Source organism: Ascidiaceihabitans donghaensis, from assembly GCF_900302465.1.
Taxonomy (GTDB): Bacteria; Pseudomonadota; Alphaproteobacteria; order Rhodobacterales; family Rhodobacteraceae; genus Ascidiaceihabitans; species Ascidiaceihabitans donghaensis.
This window is the reverse complement of sequence record NZ_OMOR01000001.1, coordinates 366925-385868: the sequence shown is the minus strand read 5'-3', so window position 1 is coordinate 385868 and position 18944 is coordinate 366925. Positions and strand designations below refer to the sequence as shown.

Sequence of the window (18944 nt, the reverse complement as noted above, 5' to 3'; positions counted from 1 at the left end):
CTACGATTTGGTGAACAAGGCCTAACGTAGGCCCGCGCGACCTAACGCAGCCCGAACAAAACCGGCAGCACAGACGAACGCAACAAAATCACCGCAAGCAAAGCCACAAGCGGGGCCAGATCAAGCCCACCTGTTGCCGGTAGGAAGCTGCGAATACGCGCATACATCGGTTCAAGCAGGCGCGAAATGCCATACCAGATTTGCGAAACGATTGGCTGATGCAGGTTCAGCACCTGAAAGTTGATCAACCAGCTCATGATCACATGCGCGATGATGATAAAATAGGCGACACCCAAAACCAATTGCAGTGCATCGTAAATAATGATCATCCATGATCCTCCGATTTCCACCAAACAGTTAGGCGTCCCTACATAAAACGGCAACCCTGCCGCAAGGTTAATGCTTGACCTGCGCGCCAACGCCTCCATTTCAAACGACAAAGGAGCCCGCATGTTTCCCTTCATCCGCTTTTTCAAAGACATCCTGATGGCGCGCCGCCTGCCGCCTTTGGAAAATTTCAATGACACGCATGTCTCGCACCACATTTGCTGGCCATGGGACTTGGACATGTTTGCAGAAATGAACAATGGTCGAGTGCTAACGATCTCGGATCTGGGACGCTTCGCGCTGGCGCAACGTGGCGGGTTGATTGCATTGCTGTTCAAGAAAAAATGGGCGCTGGCCATGGCCGGGGCAACTGTGCGTTACCGCAAACGCATCACTATTTTTCAAAAGTTCACCACCCACAGCCGCGCAGTGTGCTGGGATGACCGTTTCATTTACCTTGAACACGCGATGTTTTTCCCCGATGGAACGTGCGCCAACCACATCCTGTACCGCGCTGCCGTTTTGGAAAACCGCAAGGCCATTGACCCTGCCCGCGTCGCCGAAGGCTTGGGGCGCGATCCCGTTAGCCCACCCTTTCCCGACTGGATCAAAGCCTGGGTAGATGCCGACGCCCAGCGCCCCTGGCCCCCAATGCAAGACCCCGCGCAAGACAGTTAATTCTTGCGCCAAAGCCCCGCGCCTGTTCTTAATCCGTTAACAAAAAACGACGGACAGATCGGGGACAGGGCATGGCAGAGATTTCACAACGCAAGCGCATTTGGGGTTGGTACTTCTTCGACTGGGCCAGCCAGCCCTATAACACATTGATTTTGACGTTCATCTTCGGGCCCTATTTCGCCCAAGTGGCCAGCCAGAACCTTGTTGGCACGGGCCTTGAAAAAGACGCGGCAGACGCGCTGGCCCAAGCGTACTGGGGATACGGGCTAACAGCCACGGGCATCATGATCGCCATTCTTGCGCCTGTTCTTGGATCGGTTTCTGACAATTCCGGCCGGAAAATGCCGTGGATCTGGCTGTTTTCCGTCATGTACTTTGTTGGCGCAATGGGATTGTGGCTCGCCGCGCCCGACAATTTCTCGGTGGTGACCACTCTGATTTTCTTCGGAATCGGACTGATCGGTATGGAGTTCACGACAATTTTCACAAACTCCTACCTACCCACCCTTGGGGACAAAGACGACCTTGGGCGCATTTCCGGATCGGGATGGGCCTTTGGCTACGTTGGCGGGGTTGTCTCGTTACTGGTCATGCTGGGACTGTTTCAAGCCACCGACACCGGCAACACCATGTTGGGATTGAAACCCTTGTTCGGGCTGGACCCTGCAACAAAAGCGGACACCCGCATCGTTGGCCCCATGACGGCCATCTGGTTTGCGGTCTTTATGATCCCGTTCTTCATGTACATGCGCGACGAACCCGTGGTTGGCAAAGCGGCCTATTCGATCAAAGACAGCTTGGCAGAGCTGTTTACCACTATCAAATCATTGCCCTCACGCCCGTCTTTGTTCGCATATCTGGGGTCATCCATGTTCTATCGCGACGCATTGAACGGGCTATACACTTTTGGCGGCATTTACGCTTTGGGCGTTTTGGACTGGTCGATCACCCAAGTCGGGGTCTTTGGCATTCTGGGCGCAGTCAGCGGGGCGGTATTTTGCTGGGTTGCAGGTTACATTGACAAATCCATGGGTCCAAAACCTGTGATTGTGGGCAGCGTTTTGGTGCTGATGGCGGCAGCGATGCTTATCATTTCTTTGACCCCGACGTCTGTTCTTTGGCTGAATGTCGGTGAAGGGTCGCCCCTGCCCAACATCGCGTTTTATGTGGCTGGTGCGATGATCGGTGCAGGTGGCGGCGTTGTTCAATCCGCATCCCGCAACATGCTGACACGTCAGGCCAAACCAGAGCGCATCACAGAAGCCTTTGGCCTTTACGCGCTCTCGGGCAAAGCCACGTCTTTCATGGCGCCTTTCCTGATTGCGGTGACCAGCCAAATCACGGGCTCCCAAAGGTTGGGCGTGACACCGCTGGTTGTGCTTTTCATCATTGGCCTGATCCTGTTACTCTGGGTGAAACCGGACGGAGAACATGAGTAATGATTAAGATCCGCAGTACCTTTGCCATGGTGGCAGCCTTTGTTCTTGTCGCCTGCGCTGGCAGTTCCGACACCAACATCGACGGCACCCCTGTGAAAGAACCAACCGCCGCCGAATTGCGCGGCTTGGCAAAGTCTGCCTTTGGCGCGAAACGCAGCGCTTCGGCACAGCGTCCAGCCGCTTTTGGCAGCTACGCAAAGGGCTGTGCGGCAGGGTCCGTACAACTGGCGGAAACCGGCCCCACATGGCAGGCGATGCGCCTGTCACGCAACCGCAACTGGGGGCACCCCGAACTTGTGGACATGGTGCAAAAGCTGTCGCGCAAAGCGGCGGCGCAACCCGGATGGAACGGGCTTTATGTGGGTGATCTGAGCCAGCCGCGCGGGGGGCCGATGTTAACAGGCCACCGCAGCCACCAGATTGGATTGGACGCGGACATCTGGATGCTGCCCGCCAAAAACCTGAACCTAAGCACAACGGATCGCGAAAATATCTCAAGCATTTCCACGCGTCGCGCCAAAGGGGCCTATACCAATTCCAATTGGTCGCCCGCGCATCACGAAATCATCAAAGCCGCCGCCAAAGACAAACGCACCGCCCGCATTTTTGTCTTCCCCGGCGCAAAGGTGAAAATGTGCAACGACGAAAAAGGCGACCGGTCGTGGCTGAATAAAGTGCGCCCGTGGTACGGTCACCACTACCATTTCCATGTGCGCCTGAAATGCCCCAAAGGTGCACGCGGCTGCGTCGATCAAGCAGCCCCACCCAAAGGGGACGGCTGCGCGGATGCACGCCAATGGGTCAAAGACATCTTGAACCCGCCCCCCCCAAAACCACGAGATCCAAACGCAAAGCCGCCCAAACCGCGTCGTGAATTGCGCGTGGCAGACCTTCCGGGCTCATGTTCCGCAGTCTTGGCGTCGGATTAGCGCTGTTTGCGTCCTCTTTGGGGGCGCAAACGCTGGACTTTATGTCTGCGACGTCCATCGATGGAACCGCCAAAACGTTAGGCGGGCTATCGGCGATTGAAACCGGCGATGGGGTTCATGCCTTAGCTGTTTCCGATCGTGGTTTCTTCTTTGATCTGCATCTGATGCGCGATGCCGCTGGTGTGATTGTAGAAGTTCAGGCAAGCCCCGCCAACATCGCCCCGACGCAGCAGGACACCGAAGGGCTGGCGATGACACCGTCCGAAACCTACGTGTCTTTTGAAGGGCCTGCACGCATCCGCACATTGGACGGGATGTCCCTGCGCAGGCATTCGGATTTTCGCAAAATGCCATCCAATCGCGCCCTTGAGGCCTTGGCCATCGATGCGGATGGGCGCCTTTACACGCTACAAGAACGCACCGGTACAAGTGACGCGCCTTTCCCGCTGTATGTGTTTGATCAAGGCCGATGGACCAAGACCGATGTTATTCCGAAACGCGGACCGTTTGTGCCTGTCGGGGCTGATTTCGGGCCAGACGGCTTTCTGTATTTGTTAGAACGTCATTTCACCCCAATCGGGTTTCGCAGCCAAATACGGCGTTTCGATTTGGCAAAGCCAGACTTGGGCGAAAAGCTGTTGCTGACCACCTTTGCACTGCAACACGACAATCTGGAAGGGATCACGGTCTGGACAGACCCCGATGGTCACATCCGGCTGACACTGGTGTCGGACGACAACTTCCAACCGCTACAACGCAATCAGGTCGTAGAATACCGTCTTACGGAATGACGCTTGCATCGCAGCGCGTGCGGGCCTAAAGACCGCCCGTCCGCATGGTGCGGGCCGAGTTCTCCGCTACCTTGATAAAACGGGATACATTATGACACGTCTTTCCAGCCTTCTTCCGGGCATCTTCGCCATGGCGGCCATTGTGGTTGCCTCCAACATCCTTGTTCAATTTCTGATCCTTGACGGCCTGCTTACGTGGGGCGCGTTCACCTACCCGTTGGCATTTCTTGTCACCGATGTGATGAATCGCATCTACGGGGTCGCTGCTGCACGCCGCGTCGTGTTTGCAGGTTTTGTGACAGGGATCATCTGTTCGCTGATCGGCAGCCAGATCATGCTGGAATACGGCCCCGCCGTGCCATTGCGTATCGCTGTTGCGTCAGGGGTTGGGTTCCTTTTGGCGCAAATGACCGATGTCAGCATCTTCAACCGCCTGCGCACCGGCGCGTGGTGGCGCGCACCTTTGGCATCGACCATCGTGGGATCGGCGCTGGACACTGCCTTGTTTTTCACCATCGCCTTTTCGGCTTCTGTCACGATCTTTGGCGCCAATGCAGACGGCGCAATCAACTGGGCGTGGGAAGCTGTGCCCTTCATGATGTCCGGCCCCGAAGCCCCCTTGTGGGTGACGCTCGCCTTTGCCGATTGGCTGGTGAAGCTGGGCGTGGCCTTGTTGGCACTGGTTCCGTTCCGCATTCTGACGGCACGCCTGACAGCGGCCCGTTAAAGCGGCAGCGGTTTGGGTCCGATCCTTTAGCCAAGACAGTTTTTTGTAGAAATGTCTTGGCAGATTTGAAAACCTGTGCGACGATTCAGGTGTCTTAAACAAATGTAAAGGAGGTGATCTAGTGTCGAGAAAGATATTGGAGCGAGGTGTCGGAACAGCTTGGGAGGTCGCCCGTTAAGGCAGCCCATGACGGTGTGAACCGTCCAAGTGGATCCATCCGGTCTAACCGAGATCCCTCCTGAAACTTTCGAAAGGGCCGCCTACCTTGGGCGGCCCTTTTTCGTCGGGCCCCAGTTGTTTATAGAAATGTTATGATCCGCATCAACGAAGACATCACCATTCAGGACTGGGAGCTTACGGAAAGCTTTGTGCGTTCGTCCGGACCAGGCGGGCAAAATGTGAACAAAGTATCTACAGCGGTAGAGCTGCGCTTTGAAGCGGCCACCAGCCCGTCCCTGCCACCGCCCGTAAAAACACGATTGAAACGCCTTGCTGGCAGACGTTGGACCCTAGAGGGTGCATTGATCATTTACTGTGAAGAAACCAGATCCCAAGCGCGCAACCGCGATCTGGCCCGCGACCGCCTTGCCGATCTTATTCGCAAGGCTTTGGTCGCCCCCAAACGGCGCATTGCCACACGTCCAACGCTTGGTTCAAAGAAGCGACGTCTAAAGGCCAAGAAGGTGCGCGGCGAGGTCAAATCGATGCGCGGCAAAGTTGATCCCGACAGCTAGATCCAAATAGGCACAAACACCTGCGAGCCCCCCTTAAAATCAAACCCCGCACCCTATGAAAGCCAACCATGCGCCCCACTGACCGCACCGGCCTTGCCATTGTCCTGAGCCTTATTGCGCTGACATTATTTGATGCGATGGGGTTGATTATCAAACACCTGTCTTCGAACTATTCCGCGGCAGAACTTTCAGCGTGGCGCAACCTATTCGGGTTGGTGCCGTCCTTCCTTGCGTTGTGGACATCCGCTGCATGGCGTTCCTCTGGGCGCGTCTGGAAAATCCGGCAATGGAAGCTGGCATTGATGCGCGGTGTGATCGTGACCGGGGCGCAGCTTTGCTTCTATCTGTCTTTGGGATTAATGGCCTTTGCCACAGCCTCGACGATTACCTACGCCAACGCGTTGTTCATGACAGCGCTTTCCGTGCCTGTGCTGGCTGAAAAAGTCGGTTGGGTCCGCTGGAGCGCTGTAATGATCGGTTTTGCCGGTGTGATTTTGGTCATGCAACCCGGCAGCGATGCATTTTCCGTCACGGCCCTTTTGCCATTGGCCGCCGCAGCCTTGTATGCGCTGGTCGCGATTACAGCGCGGTTGTTCGATGATGATGTCCCCAATCCGCTGGTCAGTGTCTATTCGACCATTGCCTCTACGGTTGGTGCGTTTTTCCTTGCACTTTGGTGGGGCGGTTTCACACCCATCGCATCCTTTGCAGACATGGGTTGGATCATTGCGATGGGCGCTTTTGGTGGCACAGCTGTGCTGTTTCTGGTCGCGAGTTACCGCATGACCGAACCCAGCAACCTCGCACCATTCAGCTACTTTGGCATTCCCTTGGCCTTCGTGTTGGGATGGCTGTTCTTCGACGAAGCCCCTTGGGACACCCTGTTTCCGGGTGCCATCCTGATCGCATTGGGTGGGCTGTTGATCGTCTGGCGTGAACGACGAAACCGGCCTTAAACAACAACCTCTTGCGCCACCTGATCCCCTACACCAAATACACGTTTGTAACGCGCGATTTCCTCTGCGGGGCCCATGGCCTTCTTGGGGTTGTCCGACAGCTTGACCGTGGCCTTTCCGTTGGCTTGCACCGCTTTGCACACCAGCGAAAATGGCGCCAATGCATCGTCAGGGACCAAGCCGCGAAAGTCGTTTGTCAGCAGCGTGCCCCAGCCGAAACTGGTGGCGACACGGCCTGAAAACTGTGCGTGCAGCTCTTTGATCTTTTCAACATCCAAGCCATCGGAGAAGATGATGCGCTTGGTTTTCGGGTCTTCACCACGTGCGTTCCACCACTTCAATGCAACCTCAGCCGCTGTGGCTGGATCGCCGGAATCTATGCGAATGCCCGTCCAACCCGCCAACCAGTCCGGCGCGTTGTCCAAAAACCCTTGCGTGCCGTAGGTGTCAGGCAAAATAATGCGCAAGTTGCCTTCGTGTTCATCATGCCAATCCGACAACACGTCATAAGGTGCTTGGAACAACGCAGTATCGTCTTTGGCCAAAGCGGCATACACCATCGGCAGTTCATGCGCGTTTGTGCCAATCGCTTCTACTTCGCGGTTCATGGCGATTTTGCAATTTGATGTGCCTGTAAAACTTGTTCCAAGCCCCTCTTGCATCGCTTGCACACACCAGTCCTGCCACAGATACGAATGACGGCGACGGGTGCCAAAATCCGCAATAGACAAGTCAGGGACGTCGCGCAGGGCTTCAATCTTTTCCCAAACGCGCGTCATGCCACGCGCATAGAGCACCTGCAGTTCGAACTTGCCCATCTGGTCCAGAACAGCACGGCTGCGCAGCTCCATCAAAATGGCCAACGCCGGAATTTCCCACAACATGACTTCATGCCATTTACCCTCAAACGTCAGCTCGTACTGATCGCCGACGCGTTCAAGGTGGTAGGGCGGCAGGCGCAGGCCTTCAAACCATTCCATAAAGTCGGGGCGAAACATCTGCCGCTTGCCATAAAACGTGTTGCCCCGCAGCCATGTGCTTTCGCCGCGGCTTAAGGACAACGACCGCACATGATCCAATTGCTCACGCAATTCACCTTCGTCGATCAAATCAGCCAGCGGGATATGCTTGGAGCGGTTGATCAGACTGAAAGTGACAGTCGTATCCGGTTTGTTGCGGAAAATACTTTGACACATCAAAAGCTTATAAAAATCCGTGTCGATCAAAGACCGCACAATCGGGTCTATCTTCCACTTATGATTCCAGACGCGGCTTGCGATATCGACCATGGATGGTCCTCCCTGACTTGGGTGATTTAGATCAGTCTGGTCGCGCAGGGGCAAGGGGGTCTTGTGGGGTCAATAGCGCAGCCAAAGCGCTGTGTTGCTGGGTCACATCAGCCAAGGAATAGGCGTCTAGGGCGGCAAAGAATGCGTCTTGGGCCTGCTGCAATGGGGTGCGCAAACCGCAAGCCGGAACGATGCAACAAGATGACCCGGACCCGAAGCATTCCACCACAGGATCATCCGACTTCAAGCTTCGCACGACGTCGCCTATGTTGATCTGATCGGCGGACCGCGACAGCAACAAGCCCCCGCTGCGTCCACGTTCCGACGTCACAAATCCACCGCGCACAAGAGCCGTCGCGACTTTGGACAGGTGATGCTCTGACAGGTCGTAAATCTTGGCGATGGCAGACGTCGGCAAGCGCTCTGGCGCACGCACGGCGAGGATCACAAGCACCCTCAGGGCATAGTCGGTGAACTTATCTAGCTGCATGCGACATATTTAGCATTTGATTTGCGGAATAAAAGGAAATAGTTATTACGCATCTAAAATACGCATTAAAGGAATCACACATGTCTGTTTCTGATCTTATCCTGTGGCCCGGAACCAAAATCTGTGAAGCATTGGGTGTTGAACCAACATCCGACCAAGGTCTGATCCGTTCCATGTTCAACATGCTGGTTTACCTGATCGTCATATTATTTGTGATGTGGGCCGTGATGGCCGCGTCGTGATGCGCCGGTTCGACGTGACAGAGAACGACATCGCCCGTGTTGTTGATCGATTCTACACGCGCGTGCGTGCCGACCCCACGCTAGGCCCGATCTTTGCAACCCATGTCACCGATTGGGACCCCCACGAGGCCAAAATCACGCGATTCTGGGCCAACGCAATTCTGGGGTCCGGCGTCTATTCAGGAAACCCCATGCGCGTGCATATGGATGCAGGTAACGTGATGGCAACGCATTTTCCAACGTGGTTGGCTTTGTTTGATGTGGTTTTGAACGAAGAACTGCCTGCAGACATCTCCGCGCAATGGAGCGCGCTGGCCCACCGTATTGGGCGCGGTCTAAGCATGGGATTGGAACAGTTCGGCCACAACGGCCCGCCCAAACTAGGCGTCGCTTAAGGTCACCCCAGCCGCCGTCATCCCATCTATCGCCGCCTGTAACGATCCATTCAGGTCAATGGCGCGGCACAGGTCGAGACGCACCTCAACCTCAAACCCCAGTTTCGCCGCATCCACCGCTGAGAAGTTCACGCAAAAGTCTGTCGCCAATCCCACCATCACCAGCTTTTCAAAGCCACGGGTGCGCAGATACCCTTCCAGCCCCGTCGGCGTCGTTTGATCGTTTTCAAAGAACGCCGAGTAACTGTCGATGGCAGGATTGTAACCTTTTCGAATGATCATATCCGCCTTGTCGCGGTGCAGCCCCATGTGGAACTGCGCGCCGGGGCTGGCTTGAATACAGTGATCCGGCCACAGAACCTGCGGCCCATAAGGCATCTCAACCACGTCATAAGGCCCCTGCCCTTCATGGGACGACGCAAACGACGAATGCCCGGCCGGATGCCAATCCTGCGTTAAGACAACAGCGCCCGCGTCGCCCATCAGCGCGTTGATTCCATCCACAATCTCATCGCCCCCCGCAACAGCCAGCGCACCACCGGGGCAAAAATCGTTCTGAACATCGATCACAATCAAAGCACGGGACATCGAGATCTCCTTTGTTCTCTCTCTACTGCGCGGCGATCCAATCGGCAATCATTGGAAACACCGTTTGCGCGGCGGCGCGGGATTTGAAAATTCGCGGGTGTGTGAAATCCTCACCATGTCCCGTTGCTGTCCCACAAACTTCAAACTGCGCGCCCAAGGCCGCTGCAATCGGCTGACACGCATGAGGTGGTGCAATGTCATGATCGGCAGCCCCAGCCAAAACAAGACTTGGCACCTTTTGGCCACGCACCATAGCCAAAACATCGCGCCTGTCCCGATCAAAAATGCACCCGGCTTTGGTCCAAGACACCCAATTCGACTTGAGCGTTCCGGCTTCGCTACACGGCCCGATTGGCAAAAAACGCTTTGGCCAATACCCGATGCGCCGCCCCAAGCGCTCCATCCCTGCAACGCTGACGCGGCTGCGCCAATCAGGGTTCCGCCATGTGGCTTGGGCCGCAATTATCGTCATCGACCGCAACATCTGTGCGACGTCAGGTTTCAACGCCAAGGCCAACAAAACCGCCAACCCACCACCCGAATGCGCCACAAAATGCACAGAACCGCCGTGCAAAGCCTGCACATGGGCGAAGGCCGTGCACAGTTCATCCATAGCCAAGTCGGTGTAATCAAAACGCTGCACATGCCCCCAGCCAATATCGCGGGCGCGCCATTCGATCACATAGGTCGGGCGCAGCTGCCCGAAAAAATGCGCGATAGGCACACACGTCGACGCATCCGAAAAAGTGCCATGCGTGATAAGCACGGGAACGCCGGCCTCAACCGAACCTCGCACCCGCAGCAAGCGTCCCGGACCGCTCCAACCTTCAACATCTTCGTAAAACGCATCATCCATTTCCAAACCGTGACGTGCGCACCACGGTGCGTCAAAGGTTCCCACACGTCACTGCCCCCTTGCGAGCACGTACGCACAAGCGTATCTCCGCGCCCATGTACACAATCGCTGCCCTATACCACTTCACCCGTTTTGATGACCCCGATGGCTTGCGTCCGGCGCTTAAGGCGCTGTGTCTGGACCAGAATGTGAAAGGCACGTTGCTGCTGGCAGGCGAAGGGATCAACGGCACCATCGCAGGCCCGCGTTCCGGCATCGATGCGGTGCTGGCGCACATTCGTGCTTTGCCGGGATGTGAAGGGCTGGAATGGAAAGAAAGCTTTGCCGACACAGCCCCTTTCGGCAAAATCAAAGTCCGCCTGAAACGTGAAATTGTGACGATGGGGCAACCCGACGTGGACCCGCGGGCGAAGGTCGGCAATTACGTGGCGCCCGAAGACTGGAATGCTTTGATCCAGTCAGACGACGTGGCTGTGATCGACACCCGCAACGATTACGAAGTGGCCATCGGCACATTTGAAGGCGCAATTGACCCCGAAACTACCAGCTTTGGCGAGTTTCCAGCATGGTGGGAGGCCAACAAAGAGCGCTTCCACAACAAGAAGATCGCCATGTTTTGCACGGGCGGCATCCGCTGCGAAAAATCCACCAACTACCTGTTGGGTCAAGGGGTCGAAGATGTCTACCACCTGAAGGGCGGCATCCTGAAATACCTTGAAGAGGTGCCAGAAGCCGAAAGCACTTGGGACGGCGATTGCTTTGTCTTCGACAACCGGGTGTCGGTTGGGCATGGATTAAAAGTCGGGCCGCACCAGCTGTGCCACGCCTGCCGCAAACCTTTGTTCCCCGAGGACTTAAAGCGGTCAGAGTTTGTTGTTGGTGTGAGCTGCCATCAGTGCATCAACGTGACATCAGAGGCCGACAAGAACCGTTTCCGCGAACGCCAAAAACAGATCGAATTGGCCCGCAAACGCGGCAGCGAACACCTAGGTTAGGTGCGCCACAGGCGACACCTTACGGATGCCAGCCAGTAAGGCAGGATTTAACCCGCCTAGCCCTGCGACTGACCAAAAATTTTTCGAAAAAGACCTCTGGCGCGCCGACACACCAAGCTGGACATCAGAACAACCGCTTCATACGCGAACCAAGCGGTTCGCTGACCCTTTGTGCGTTCAAGAAGGTCGCCAAAAGCGACTTCTGTGTCCTCCTTCGAGCACATTTGCATCATAATGAACTCTGTTCGCGATACATCTAATCGTCTCGCATTTGCATTTACCATCGTGATGAGAAGACCAAGCCCTAGCAACGTGAAAATCAGCACATCAAACACGGAAAGAGAACCGCTTTCGGGTTTACGGACATAAAGCGCCGCTTCCGTCAGAATGAAGAAATAGAACACGATGAAAGACAGTTTTTCATGTGACTCATACTTACGCATCCGCGCTGGCAATCTCAGTCTCATATCGCGCCTCCTTCGCTTACTTCATCTAATGGCGAAACAACCCCTTGCGCCATGCGCCCAATCACCGACACCGCATGCTGTACGGCGATCTGCCCTTCGGCCTTCACCTCATACATCCGCTTGCGCCGCCCGCCCCGCACAGCCGTCGCCTCGCCCATATGACTGCCAACAAGGCCGCGGTCTTCCAGACGCTCCAACGCGGAATGCAACGCGCCTAAGGAAAGACGCTCGCCTGTGTGTTCTTCCAGCTTCTGGCCAATGCGCGGCCCATATGCGTCCGCACCGCAGCGCAGGATAGCCAGTAAGACCTTTAATTCTCTGTCAGATAGTTTTACGTGTTGCATAATATCTCCTGATATTCAGAAGATAGGACATGCAACTGTAGAAATCAATATCTTCTGAATTTCAGATGTAACTTCCTAATATGGCTTGGCGCACCTTTAGACATCCGAACTTAGTTGTCGTGTTGTTTCTTAAGGCGGTCACAAATCTGCAACAAGATCATGACAATTCTAATTGTTAAGAGCCGCGTAAGACCTGCCTGCTACACCTGCACTTGGGTGAAAATGAGGTGGTGGAAATGACTGCGCAAGCAAATGTCGCACCCATCATCATAAAGAAGAAAAAAGTTATCAAAGGCGGCGGGCACCATGGTGGGGCCTGGAAAGTCGCTTATGCGGATTTTGTGACCGCGATGATGGCGTTCTTTATGTTGATGTGGCTGTTAAACGCAACGACGGAAAAACAACGCAAGGGAATCGCGGATTACTTTTCGCCGACGATTCCAATCAACCGTATTTCTGGCGGCGGCGACGGCGCCTTTGGCGGACGCAGCGTGTTTTCCGAAGAAACCTTGCCGCAAAATGGTACAGGGGCAACCGCCCAGCGCCCAACGGAACAGGGCCAAGCCCGCGGAGACTCCGGCATGTCCGAAGAAGGTGGTGCAGCCAATGCCGATGCGGAGAATCAGGCATTTGAAACAATGGAAGCCTTGCTATTGGGGCATGGCGGTGAAAGCGCCGTGATGGAAAACGCTCTGAAACACATAACAACACGCGTCACAGATGAAGGGCTGATTATTGAGCTATTCGCCCGAGAAGACAGTTTATTGTTTGAACCGGGCACAGACCAACCCACGTCACTGTTGCGCAGTCTTGCTGTATTGATTGTGGACATGGCCAAAACTGTAACGAATGAAGTGGCTGTTGGCGGCCACGTACCGGCAAAACCCATCGTCGTCGCTGAAAACCGCGTGTGGGACATGTCGGCCCAACAGGCCACGGCAATGCGACTACTTCTTGAAGATGTCGGCATGAAAGCTAACCGGATTCAGCGTGTCACGGGCCACGCAGATCGGGAACCTGTCTCTCGTGATCCAATGGCGTTGCGGAACAACCGTTTGGAAATAGTAATGCTGCGCGAATGACCTTTGCGCAGTCTCAAACAAAAAGCGGAATAAATAGAACGCATTTTAAATGTTAGCTCCGCGTTAAATCGCATGGCCTATCAGTTGCTTCAATTCAGAGTGGTGCAGCAGAAAGGCGTTTCCATGACAATTTCCTCTTCTCTCAATGCAGGTGTGGCCGGGCTTCAATCAAATGCGACGCGGCTTGCGTCGATTTCAGACAACATCGCAAATTCGTCAACTTACGGATACAAACGGGTCGCAACAGATTTCCAGTCCATGGTTATTTCGTCCGCTGGTGGCACGTATTCCGCTGGCGGTGTTCGAGCAACCGCACACAGATTGATTGATGAACGCGGGCCTTTGGTGTCCACTTCCAACGCTACAGATTTGGCTGTTCGTGGACGGGGCATGTTGCCAGTCGCTCAAGCCTCCGAAGTCGAGGTTGGCAACGGTTCAAATCAGATGTTTCTGACGACAACCGGATCTTTCCGGACTGATGCAGAAGGGTATTTGCGGTCGCAATCCGGCCTGGTTTTATTGGGATGGCCAGCACTGCCCGATGGGTCCGTTCCACTTTACCCAAGAGATACAGCAGATGGTTTGGAACCCATCCAAATCAACGTCAACCAGTTCTCGGGTGAACCAACAACGCGCATTCAATTGGGCATCAATCTACCCGCCACGGAAACCGAACCAGGCGCAGTCGGCGACATTCGGGAAACCTCTGTCGAATACTTTGACAATCTTGGCACATCGGAAAACATCGCAGTTACATTTACCCCAACTGTACCTTCGGGCACTGCATCGTCCAACGAATGGACAATGACTTTGACTGATTCCGCGCAGCCTGGCGTCACAATCGGGGAATACACGTTGACCTTCGACGACACGCGCACATCAGGGGGCACATTGGCCTCGGTGGCGACCGTTGGGGGCGTAGGTGGCACATATGACCCCGCCACAGGCAGCTTCATCGTGAACGTCGAAGGCGGTCCAATGGAAATCAACATCGGACAAATTGGCGAAAGCGACGGGTTAACGCAGGTGTCTGATGACTTCGCGCCGGTATCGATCATCAAAGACGGATCACCTGTCGGCAATATGACCAGTGTTGAGGTGGATGCGAATGGGTACGTCCACGCATTCTTCGATACTGGGATCACCCGAACGATCTATCAGGTGCCATTGGTTGACTTGCCCAACCCCAACGGAATGGTCGCGCTCGACAATCAAACATATTTGCCCTCACCAGAAAGCGGGTCGTATTTTCTTTGGGACGCAGGTGATGGCCCGACAGGCGATGTGGTTTCCTTTGCAAGGGAAGAATCCGCAACAGACGTTGCAGGTGAATTGACAGCAATGATCCAAACACAACGGGCCTATTCTTCAAATGCCAAAGTCATCCAAACAGTGGATGAAATGCTGCAAGAAACAACGAACATCAAACGATAAACGGTGCGGGCATCACGCCCGCTCCCTTCACATTCTCAGCTGACTGGTCAGCACAAATTGAGGGAAATCCATGACAATCAGTGGCGCTTTAAACAATGCGATGTCGGGCTTGCGTGCAACGGGGCGTGCAGCCGAAGTCGTGTCGTCGAACCTGTCAAACGCACTGACACCGGGATATGCAAAACGCATGCTGGAATTGTCTCCGTCGATCATGGGAGGCAACGGTGGTGTGCGCATTGATGGAATCGTGCGCAATGTCGATCCCGTGTTACTGGCGGATCGACAATTGGCCAGCGCGACTTTTGGCAATCGGAGCGCCACTGCGGGCTTTCTTGATCAGCTGGAAACGATGCTGGGTACGCCCGATGACCCGAATTCGTTGTCCGCAAGGGTCGCGGATTTGGGAAACAGTCTTATCACTGCATCAAGCCGCCCTGATGCCCCTGAACGCCTTGGTGCTGCCCTCAACAGTGCCCGTGATCTGGCAACCAAAATCAACGTAGCCGCGAGTGAAATTCAGGACGCCCGCACGCAAGCAGACCGATCCATAGACGCACAGGTCAGACGTCTGAACGATGCACTTCAAGAGCTTGAAGATCTCAACGGTATGATCACGTCAACCTTTTCTCAAGGTGGAGATGCTGCAGCCTTACATGACGTCCGCCAAAAACTTGTTGATGAAGTTAGCGAAATGGTCCCTGTACGCACCGTTCAACGCCAATACGGATCCATCGCACTTTACACCACAGGGGGCTCCGTTCTGTTAGACGGATCCGCCGCAGAGGTTGGCTTTGATCCCGTCAACATTGTGACCCCCTACATGTCCGAAGCGGCAGGTTCGCTTTCAGGTCTAACGGTCAACGATAACCCCGTCCAAACAGGATCGGAACGTGGGTCACTCCGCGGCGGGACATTGGGAGCTCAATTTGCAATTCGTGACGAACTTGCGCCTCAAGCACAGGAAAAGTTGGACGCCGTCGCAAGGGACTTGATTGAACGGTTTCAAGATCCAGCCGTGGACCCGACGCTTGGGGTCGGTATGGCAGGTCTTTTCACAGATGGCGGCACAGCCTTTGACCCTTTGGATGAAGTTGGCCTGTCCGACCGGATATCTTTAAATGCCCTGGTAGACCCCAAACAGGGGGGCGAAACATGGAGACTTAGGGATGGGATCGGGGCTGCAGCGCCTGGAAACGTAGGCGATGCACGCCTGCTTCAGTCTTTAGGTGACGCACTGGAGACAACAAGGGTCCCGGGATCCGGCGGGTTCGGAACTGGCAGCTATGACGCGAACGACTTAACTGCCTCCATGATGTCGACATTGGCGGCCGATCGTAAAAATTCGGACCAGCAACTCAGCTTCGCGTCCACACAATTGCAAGAGCTGACGCAGCTTGAATTGGCTGATGGTGTTGACAGCGACGAGGAGCTGCGCCGCTTGATTTTAATTGAACAAGCATATGCAGCAAATGCCCGAATTATCGAAACAGTCGACGACATGATGCAAACAATTCTGAGGATCTGAAGATGAATAGTGTTTCCATCGGCGATCTCGCCCATTCATATCTTTTGCAGCGACGAGGAAGCGGCCTAAGGGCTGAAATGTCCAAATTGAATCAAGAACTGGCCAGCGGTCAAATCGCGGACATAAAAAGCATACTAGCCGGGAATTTCAGCTACTTAAGCGACATCGAAACCAGTATGTCGCACCTGAATGCCTATAAAACTTCCTCTGCAGAAGCCACACAATTCACCAGTGCGATGCAAAGCGCTTTAGACGTGGTGCAAACACAAAGCACCGATCTGGGAACCAATATTCTGTCTGTTGTTGCAGGCGGTATCGACGCTGTATCCAGACAAGTCACGGTAGAAGCCCGTGAACAGTTGGGCGCTATAGTGAACACGCTGAACACTGATCTTGCGGGACGTAGTATTTTTTCAGGCACCGCGTCAAATCAGGCACCTCTTGCCTCATCCACCGATATTTTGAACTCCGTCAGAAGTGTTATGGCAGGTCAAATTGGACCAACTGATAAACTCGCAGCAGTCGACGCATGGTTTGCCGACCCCGCCGGTTTTGATGCCGTGATTTATCAAGGTTCTAGTGACGCAATGGCACCATTTCGCCTCTCAGAGCATGAGGATTTGTCATTGGATGTACGTGCGAATGATGAGGCAATTAAAGACGTCATACGAAACGTGGCGGTCGCGGCCCTGGCAGACGACGCGGCTTTGGGGATTGATTTCACCGAACGTGCGGCCTTGTTGAACGATGCTGGCGTCGGGTTGATGACAAATGCCGCCGATGTGACAGCGTTGCGCGCGAATATCGGCTTTATCGAAGAGCGCATCGATGACATCGCAACACGCAATTCAATAGAAAGCACGAGTTTGGAATACGCCAAAGGCGCTTTGTTAAGCGTAGATCCCTATGAGACAGCCACACGCCTGGAGGAAGTCCAATTTCAATTACAAAGTCTATATACTGTCACCGTTCGGTCATCGGAATTAACTTTGGTCAATTTCCTATGATCCGCTTCATCATGGCAATTGTGGTATGGATGGCACTGGCCTTCAGTGTGACTGCGGGACCAGTACGCATCAAAGACCTGGTTGAATTCGACGGCGTACGCGGCAACGACCTTGTCGGGTACGGCTTGGTGGTCGGATTGAACGGCTCCGGTGACGGTTTGCGAAACTCTCCTTTCACCGAAGAGATAATGTCCAATATTTTGGAACGCTTGGGGGTAAACGTCGCAGGCGAACAGTTCAGACCAAAGAACGTTGCCGCAGTTTTGGTGACTGCAAGCCTTCCACCCTTTGCCCGAACCGGAGGGCAGGTGGATGTTACCGTCTCTGCGATTGGTGATGCCAAAAGCCTGTTGGGGGGAACCTTAATCATGACACCGCTCAATGCGGCGGACGGGGCGATCTATGCTGTGGCCCAAGGCACGATTATTGCGGGCGGCGCAGTTGCGGAAGGCGACGGCGCCAAGGTTACACAGGGTGTGCCAACAGCTGGTGTCATTCCTTCCGGAGCGCGCGTCGAGCGTGAGATCGACTTTAACTTATCGGATTTGGAAGACGTGCGTCTTGCACTGCGTGATGCGGACTTTACGACAGCTGCACGCATCGAAGAAGCAATTAACAAAAACTTCGGGCGTCGTGTTGCACTGATGTTGGACTCTGGCACTGTTTCACTCAACATTGAAGGCACGCGTATGATTTCAGTCGCGCACGCGTTGGGACGTATTGAAAACATTTCAGTTGAGCCGGAACGCAAGGCCCGCGTTATCGTCGATCAACGTTCGGGCACGATCGTTATGGGCGAAGATGTTCGCATATCGCGAGTTGCTGTGTCCCAAGGCAATCTTGTTTTACGTATTCAAGAGGCCCCTTTGGTGGTTCAACCCAACCCATTTGCGCAGGGTGAGACCGTTGTTATTCCACGTACGGATGCAGCCATCGAAGAAGAGCCCGGCATTGGTTTAGCAGAAATACCGTCAGGTGCGTCTTTGTCGGAAGTCATAGGTGGTCTCAACGCTTTGGGCGTATCTCCCAGAGATATGATCGATATTCTAAAAAGCATAAAAGCCGCAGGTGCATTACACGCAGAATTCATCGTGCGTTAACGGCAGCGGGGAGCGTAGCTTCTGTTCCGATGGACATGACCCAGTGTCACCCCGACACATCCGACTCTTTGCCTCTGAAGCGGTATACGAATTAGAAAGCCAGCATAGATTTGCAGGGCCAACTCACCCGGTTCATTGACTTGCTAAGGTCGATACCTTTGGCCCACCAGATTCATGTTTATGATCCACGGCTCAAACAGTGTATCTCCGTCGCGGTTTTCCTAATACACAAGTCACGGATGTTTTTCGGCCATAGGTTTTGCTGGCATGATCAGCAGCTTTACGGGCCTAAGCATTTCGCCGAAAAGCTCAATCACCGCTTCAAATTTCCAAGCAATACATAGAGCAACACCGCCGTGGGCGAACGTGGACACATGAACAGCCAACTCGCAAGATCTCAGACGTGCCAAGTCGTTTTTCAGAGGTTGCCGTTCCAATTTCATCTTAGATTTTCAAGCTCGAACAAATCGTTAACCCTTTGCTAACGATTGATTGACGCGCCGCTCACGGGTGGCGCGACACGCTGTGCTTACTTCCGAAGCGGCGTGA

General features: G+C 54.5%; 23 protein-coding genes. 15 read left to right on the top strand and 8 right to left on the bottom strand.

Annotated elements, in window-relative coordinates:
- Positions 1-41: 41 nt before the first annotated feature.
- Complete coding sequence (locus ASD8599_RS01965) at positions 42-329, bottom strand: YggT family protein (RefSeq protein WP_108829956.1); 288 nt, start codon at positions 327-329, stop codon at positions 42-44.
- A gap of 121 nt (positions 330-450) precedes the next feature.
- Here ASD8599_RS01965 and ASD8599_RS01960 point away from each other — a divergent pair, with 121 nt between their 5' ends.
- The 7 genes from ASD8599_RS01960 to ASD8599_RS01930 all read left to right on the top strand — a co-directional run bounded on the left by ASD8599_RS01960 (position 451) and on the right by ASD8599_RS01930 (position 6581).
- Positions 451-1005 carry a thioesterase family protein gene (locus ASD8599_RS01960; RefSeq protein WP_108826980.1) on the top strand — a complete coding sequence of 185 codons (555 nt, stop codon included), beginning with the start codon at positions 451-453 and terminating at the stop codon, positions 1003-1005.
- A 71-nt stretch (positions 1006-1076) separates the two neighbouring features.
- Positions 1077-2444, top strand: a complete 1368-nt coding sequence (locus ASD8599_RS01955; protein WP_108826979.1) for an MFS transporter — start codon at positions 1077-1079, stop codon at positions 2442-2444.
- Positions 2444-3373: a penicillin-insensitive murein endopeptidase gene (gene mepA, locus ASD8599_RS01950; RefSeq protein ID WP_108826978.1), complete on the top strand. Its 930-nt coding sequence runs from the start codon at positions 2444-2446 to the stop codon at positions 3371-3373. Before ASD8599_RS01955 ends, mepA begins: the two co-directional genes overlap by 1 nt.
- The gene (locus ASD8599_RS01945) at positions 3346-4164 is read left to right on the top strand and encodes an esterase-like activity of phytase family protein (protein WP_108826977.1); all 819 of its coding nucleotides are present in this window, start codon (positions 3346-3348) and stop codon (positions 4162-4164) included. The genes mepA and ASD8599_RS01945 overlap by 28 nt, the downstream gene beginning before the upstream one ends.
- Before the next feature lie 91 nt (positions 4165-4255).
- Complete coding sequence (locus tag ASD8599_RS01940) at positions 4256-4891, top strand: queuosine precursor transporter (RefSeq protein WP_181364386.1); 636 nt, start codon at positions 4256-4258, stop codon at positions 4889-4891.
- Positions 4892-5202: 311 nt separating this feature from the next.
- Positions 5203-5625 carry an alternative ribosome rescue aminoacyl-tRNA hydrolase ArfB gene (gene arfB / locus ASD8599_RS01935; protein WP_108826975.1) on the top strand — a complete coding sequence of 141 codons (423 nt, stop codon included), beginning with the start codon at positions 5203-5205 and terminating at the stop codon, positions 5623-5625.
- A gap of 68 nt (positions 5626-5693) precedes the next feature.
- Positions 5694-6581 carry a DMT family transporter gene (locus tag ASD8599_RS01930; protein ID WP_108826974.1) on the top strand — a complete coding sequence of 296 codons (888 nt, stop codon included), beginning with the start codon at positions 5694-5696 and terminating at the stop codon, positions 6579-6581.
- On the opposite strand, the gene pncB is transcribed toward ASD8599_RS01930, so the two are convergent.
- Together pncB and ASD8599_RS01920 are read right to left on the bottom strand one after the other, a co-directional pair.
- Positions 6578-7870, bottom strand: coding sequence for a nicotinate phosphoribosyltransferase (gene pncB / locus ASD8599_RS01925; RefSeq protein WP_108826973.1), 1293 nt, complete (start codon positions 7868-7870; stop codon positions 6578-6580). The two genes, ASD8599_RS01930 and pncB, sit on opposite strands and share 4 nt — an antisense overlap.
- A 31-nt stretch (positions 7871-7901) precedes the next feature.
- Positions 7902-8360: an RrF2 family transcriptional regulator gene (locus ASD8599_RS01920; protein ID WP_108826972.1), complete on the bottom strand. Its 459-nt coding sequence runs from the start codon at positions 8358-8360 to the stop codon at positions 7902-7904.
- Between the two features lie 80 nt (positions 8361-8440).
- Between ASD8599_RS01920 and ASD8599_RS20210 the strand changes: the two genes are divergently transcribed.
- Both ASD8599_RS20210 and ASD8599_RS01915 read left to right on the top strand, forming a co-directional pair.
- The gene (locus tag ASD8599_RS20210) at positions 8441-8602 is read left to right on the top strand and encodes a hypothetical protein (RefSeq protein ID WP_181364385.1); all 162 of its coding nucleotides are present in this window, start codon (positions 8441-8443) and stop codon (positions 8600-8602) included.
- A complete protein-coding gene (locus ASD8599_RS01915; protein WP_108826971.1) occupies positions 8602-8997 on the top strand; it encodes a group III truncated hemoglobin in 396 nt (131 codons plus the stop codon). Before ASD8599_RS20210 ends, ASD8599_RS01915 begins: the two co-directional genes overlap by 1 nt.
- On the opposite strand, the gene pncA is transcribed toward ASD8599_RS01915, so the two are convergent.
- Entirely contained in the window at positions 8983-9585 is a 603-nt protein-coding gene (gene pncA, locus ASD8599_RS01910) for a bifunctional nicotinamidase/pyrazinamidase (RefSeq protein WP_108826970.1), read from the bottom strand. The genes ASD8599_RS01915 and pncA overlap by 15 nt on opposite strands.
- 22 nt (positions 9586-9607) lie before the next feature.
- Entirely contained in the window at positions 9608-10486 is an 879-nt protein-coding gene (locus ASD8599_RS01905; protein WP_108826969.1) for an alpha/beta fold hydrolase, read from the bottom strand.
- 50 nt (positions 10487-10536) lie between these two features.
- Between ASD8599_RS01905 and trhO the strand changes: the two genes are divergently transcribed.
- Positions 10537-11436 (top strand): oxygen-dependent tRNA uridine(34) hydroxylase TrhO, encoded by a 900-nt coding sequence (gene trhO, locus ASD8599_RS01900; RefSeq protein WP_108826968.1) that lies wholly within the window; start codon positions 10537-10539, stop codon positions 11434-11436.
- 56 nt (positions 11437-11492) lie between these two features.
- On the opposite strand, the gene ASD8599_RS01895 is transcribed toward trhO, so the two are convergent.
- Together ASD8599_RS01895 and ASD8599_RS01890 are read right to left on the bottom strand one after the other, a co-directional pair.
- The gene (locus ASD8599_RS01895; RefSeq protein WP_108826967.1) at positions 11493-11903 is read right to left on the bottom strand and encodes a hypothetical protein; all 411 of its coding nucleotides are present in this window, start codon (positions 11901-11903) and stop codon (positions 11493-11495) included.
- Positions 11900-12247 (bottom strand): PadR family transcriptional regulator, encoded by a 348-nt coding sequence (locus ASD8599_RS01890; protein ID WP_108826966.1) that lies wholly within the window; start codon positions 12245-12247, stop codon positions 11900-11902. Before ASD8599_RS01890 ends, ASD8599_RS01895 begins: the two co-directional genes overlap by 4 nt.
- A 236-nt stretch (positions 12248-12483) precedes the next feature.
- Here ASD8599_RS01890 and ASD8599_RS01885 point away from each other — a divergent pair, with 236 nt between their 5' ends.
- The 5 genes from ASD8599_RS01885 to ASD8599_RS01865 all read left to right on the top strand — a co-directional run bounded on the left by ASD8599_RS01885 (position 12484) and on the right by ASD8599_RS01865 (position 18395).
- Positions 12484-13329, top strand: coding sequence for a flagellar motor protein MotB (locus ASD8599_RS01885; protein ID WP_108826965.1), 846 nt, complete (start codon positions 12484-12486; stop codon positions 13327-13329).
- A gap of 123 nt (positions 13330-13452) precedes the next feature.
- Positions 13453-14763, top strand: coding sequence for a flagellar hook protein FlgE (locus ASD8599_RS01880; protein WP_108829955.1), 1311 nt, complete (start codon positions 13453-13455; stop codon positions 14761-14763).
- 70 nt (positions 14764-14833) lie between these two features.
- Entirely contained in the window at positions 14834-16288 is a 1455-nt protein-coding gene (gene flgK / locus ASD8599_RS01875; RefSeq protein ID WP_108826964.1) for a flagellar hook-associated protein FlgK, read from the top strand.
- 2 nt (positions 16289-16290) lie between these two features.
- Entirely contained in the window at positions 16291-17295 is a 1005-nt protein-coding gene (locus ASD8599_RS01870; protein WP_108826963.1) for a flagellin, read from the top strand.
- The gene (locus ASD8599_RS01865; RefSeq protein ID WP_108826962.1) at positions 17292-18395 is read left to right on the top strand and encodes a flagellar basal body P-ring protein FlgI; all 1104 of its coding nucleotides are present in this window, start codon (positions 17292-17294) and stop codon (positions 18393-18395) included. The genes ASD8599_RS01870 and ASD8599_RS01865 overlap by 4 nt, the downstream gene beginning before the upstream one ends.
- A 233-nt stretch (positions 18396-18628) precedes the next feature.
- Here the strand turns inward: ASD8599_RS01865 and ASD8599_RS01860 are convergent, their stop codons facing one another.
- Positions 18629-18838 carry a hypothetical protein gene (locus ASD8599_RS01860; RefSeq protein WP_108826961.1) on the bottom strand — a complete coding sequence of 70 codons (210 nt, stop codon included), beginning with the start codon at positions 18836-18838 and terminating at the stop codon, positions 18629-18631.
- Positions 18839-18944: the final 106 nt, after the last annotated feature.

Coding starts and splice junctions, on each gene's coding strand:
- ASD8599_RS01860 (WP_108826961.1), bottom strand. CDS start 18,838: ATGAAATTGGAACGGCAACCTCTGAAAAACGACTTGGCACGTCTGAGA.
- ASD8599_RS01965 (WP_108829956.1), bottom strand. CDS start 329: ATGATCATTATTTACGATGCACTGCAATTGGTTTTGGGTGTCGCCTAT.
- ASD8599_RS01960 (WP_108826980.1), top strand. CDS start 451: ATGTTTCCCTTCATCCGCTTTTTCAAAGACATCCTGATGGCGCGCCGC.
- ASD8599_RS01920 (WP_108826972.1), bottom strand. CDS start 8,360: ATGCAGCTAGATAAGTTCACCGACTATGCCCTGAGGGTGCTTGTGATC.
- ASD8599_RS01955 (WP_108826979.1), top strand. CDS start 1,077: ATGGCAGAGATTTCACAACGCAAGCGCATTTGGGGTTGGTACTTCTTC.
- flgK (WP_108826964.1), top strand. CDS start 14,834: ATGACAATCAGTGGCGCTTTAAACAATGCGATGTCGGGCTTGCGTGCA.
- ASD8599_RS01915 (WP_108826971.1), top strand. CDS start 8,602: ATGCGCCGGTTCGACGTGACAGAGAACGACATCGCCCGTGTTGTTGAT.
- ASD8599_RS01880 (WP_108829955.1), top strand. CDS start 13,453: ATGACAATTTCCTCTTCTCTCAATGCAGGTGTGGCCGGGCTTCAATCA.
- ASD8599_RS01890 (WP_108826966.1), bottom strand. CDS start 12,247: ATGCAACACGTAAAACTATCTGACAGAGAATTAAAGGTCTTACTGGCT.
- pncA (WP_108826970.1), bottom strand. CDS start 9,585: ATGTCCCGTGCTTTGATTGTGATCGATGTTCAGAACGATTTTTGCCCC.
- mepA (WP_108826978.1), top strand. CDS start 2,444: ATGATTAAGATCCGCAGTACCTTTGCCATGGTGGCAGCCTTTGTTCTT.
- trhO (WP_108826968.1), top strand. CDS start 10,537: ATGTACACAATCGCTGCCCTATACCACTTCACCCGTTTTGATGACCCC.
- ASD8599_RS20210 (WP_181364385.1), top strand. CDS start 8,441: ATGTCTGTTTCTGATCTTATCCTGTGGCCCGGAACCAAAATCTGTGAA.
- pncB (WP_108826973.1), bottom strand. CDS start 7,870: ATGGTCGATATCGCAAGCCGCGTCTGGAATCATAAGTGGAAGATAGAC.
- ASD8599_RS01895 (WP_108826967.1), bottom strand. CDS start 11,903: ATGAGACTGAGATTGCCAGCGCGGATGCGTAAGTATGAGTCACATGAA.
- ASD8599_RS01870 (WP_108826963.1), top strand. CDS start 16,291: ATGAATAGTGTTTCCATCGGCGATCTCGCCCATTCATATCTTTTGCAG.
- ASD8599_RS01930 (WP_108826974.1), top strand. CDS start 5,694: ATGCGCCCCACTGACCGCACCGGCCTTGCCATTGTCCTGAGCCTTATT.
- arfB (WP_108826975.1), top strand. CDS start 5,203: ATGATCCGCATCAACGAAGACATCACCATTCAGGACTGGGAGCTTACG.
- ASD8599_RS01885 (WP_108826965.1), top strand. CDS start 12,484: ATGACTGCGCAAGCAAATGTCGCACCCATCATCATAAAGAAGAAAAAA.
- ASD8599_RS01865 (WP_108826962.1), top strand. CDS start 17,292: ATGATCCGCTTCATCATGGCAATTGTGGTATGGATGGCACTGGCCTTC.
- ASD8599_RS01940 (WP_181364386.1), top strand. CDS start 4,256: ATGACACGTCTTTCCAGCCTTCTTCCGGGCATCTTCGCCATGGCGGCC.
- ASD8599_RS01945 (WP_108826977.1), top strand. CDS start 3,346: ATGTTCCGCAGTCTTGGCGTCGGATTAGCGCTGTTTGCGTCCTCTTTG.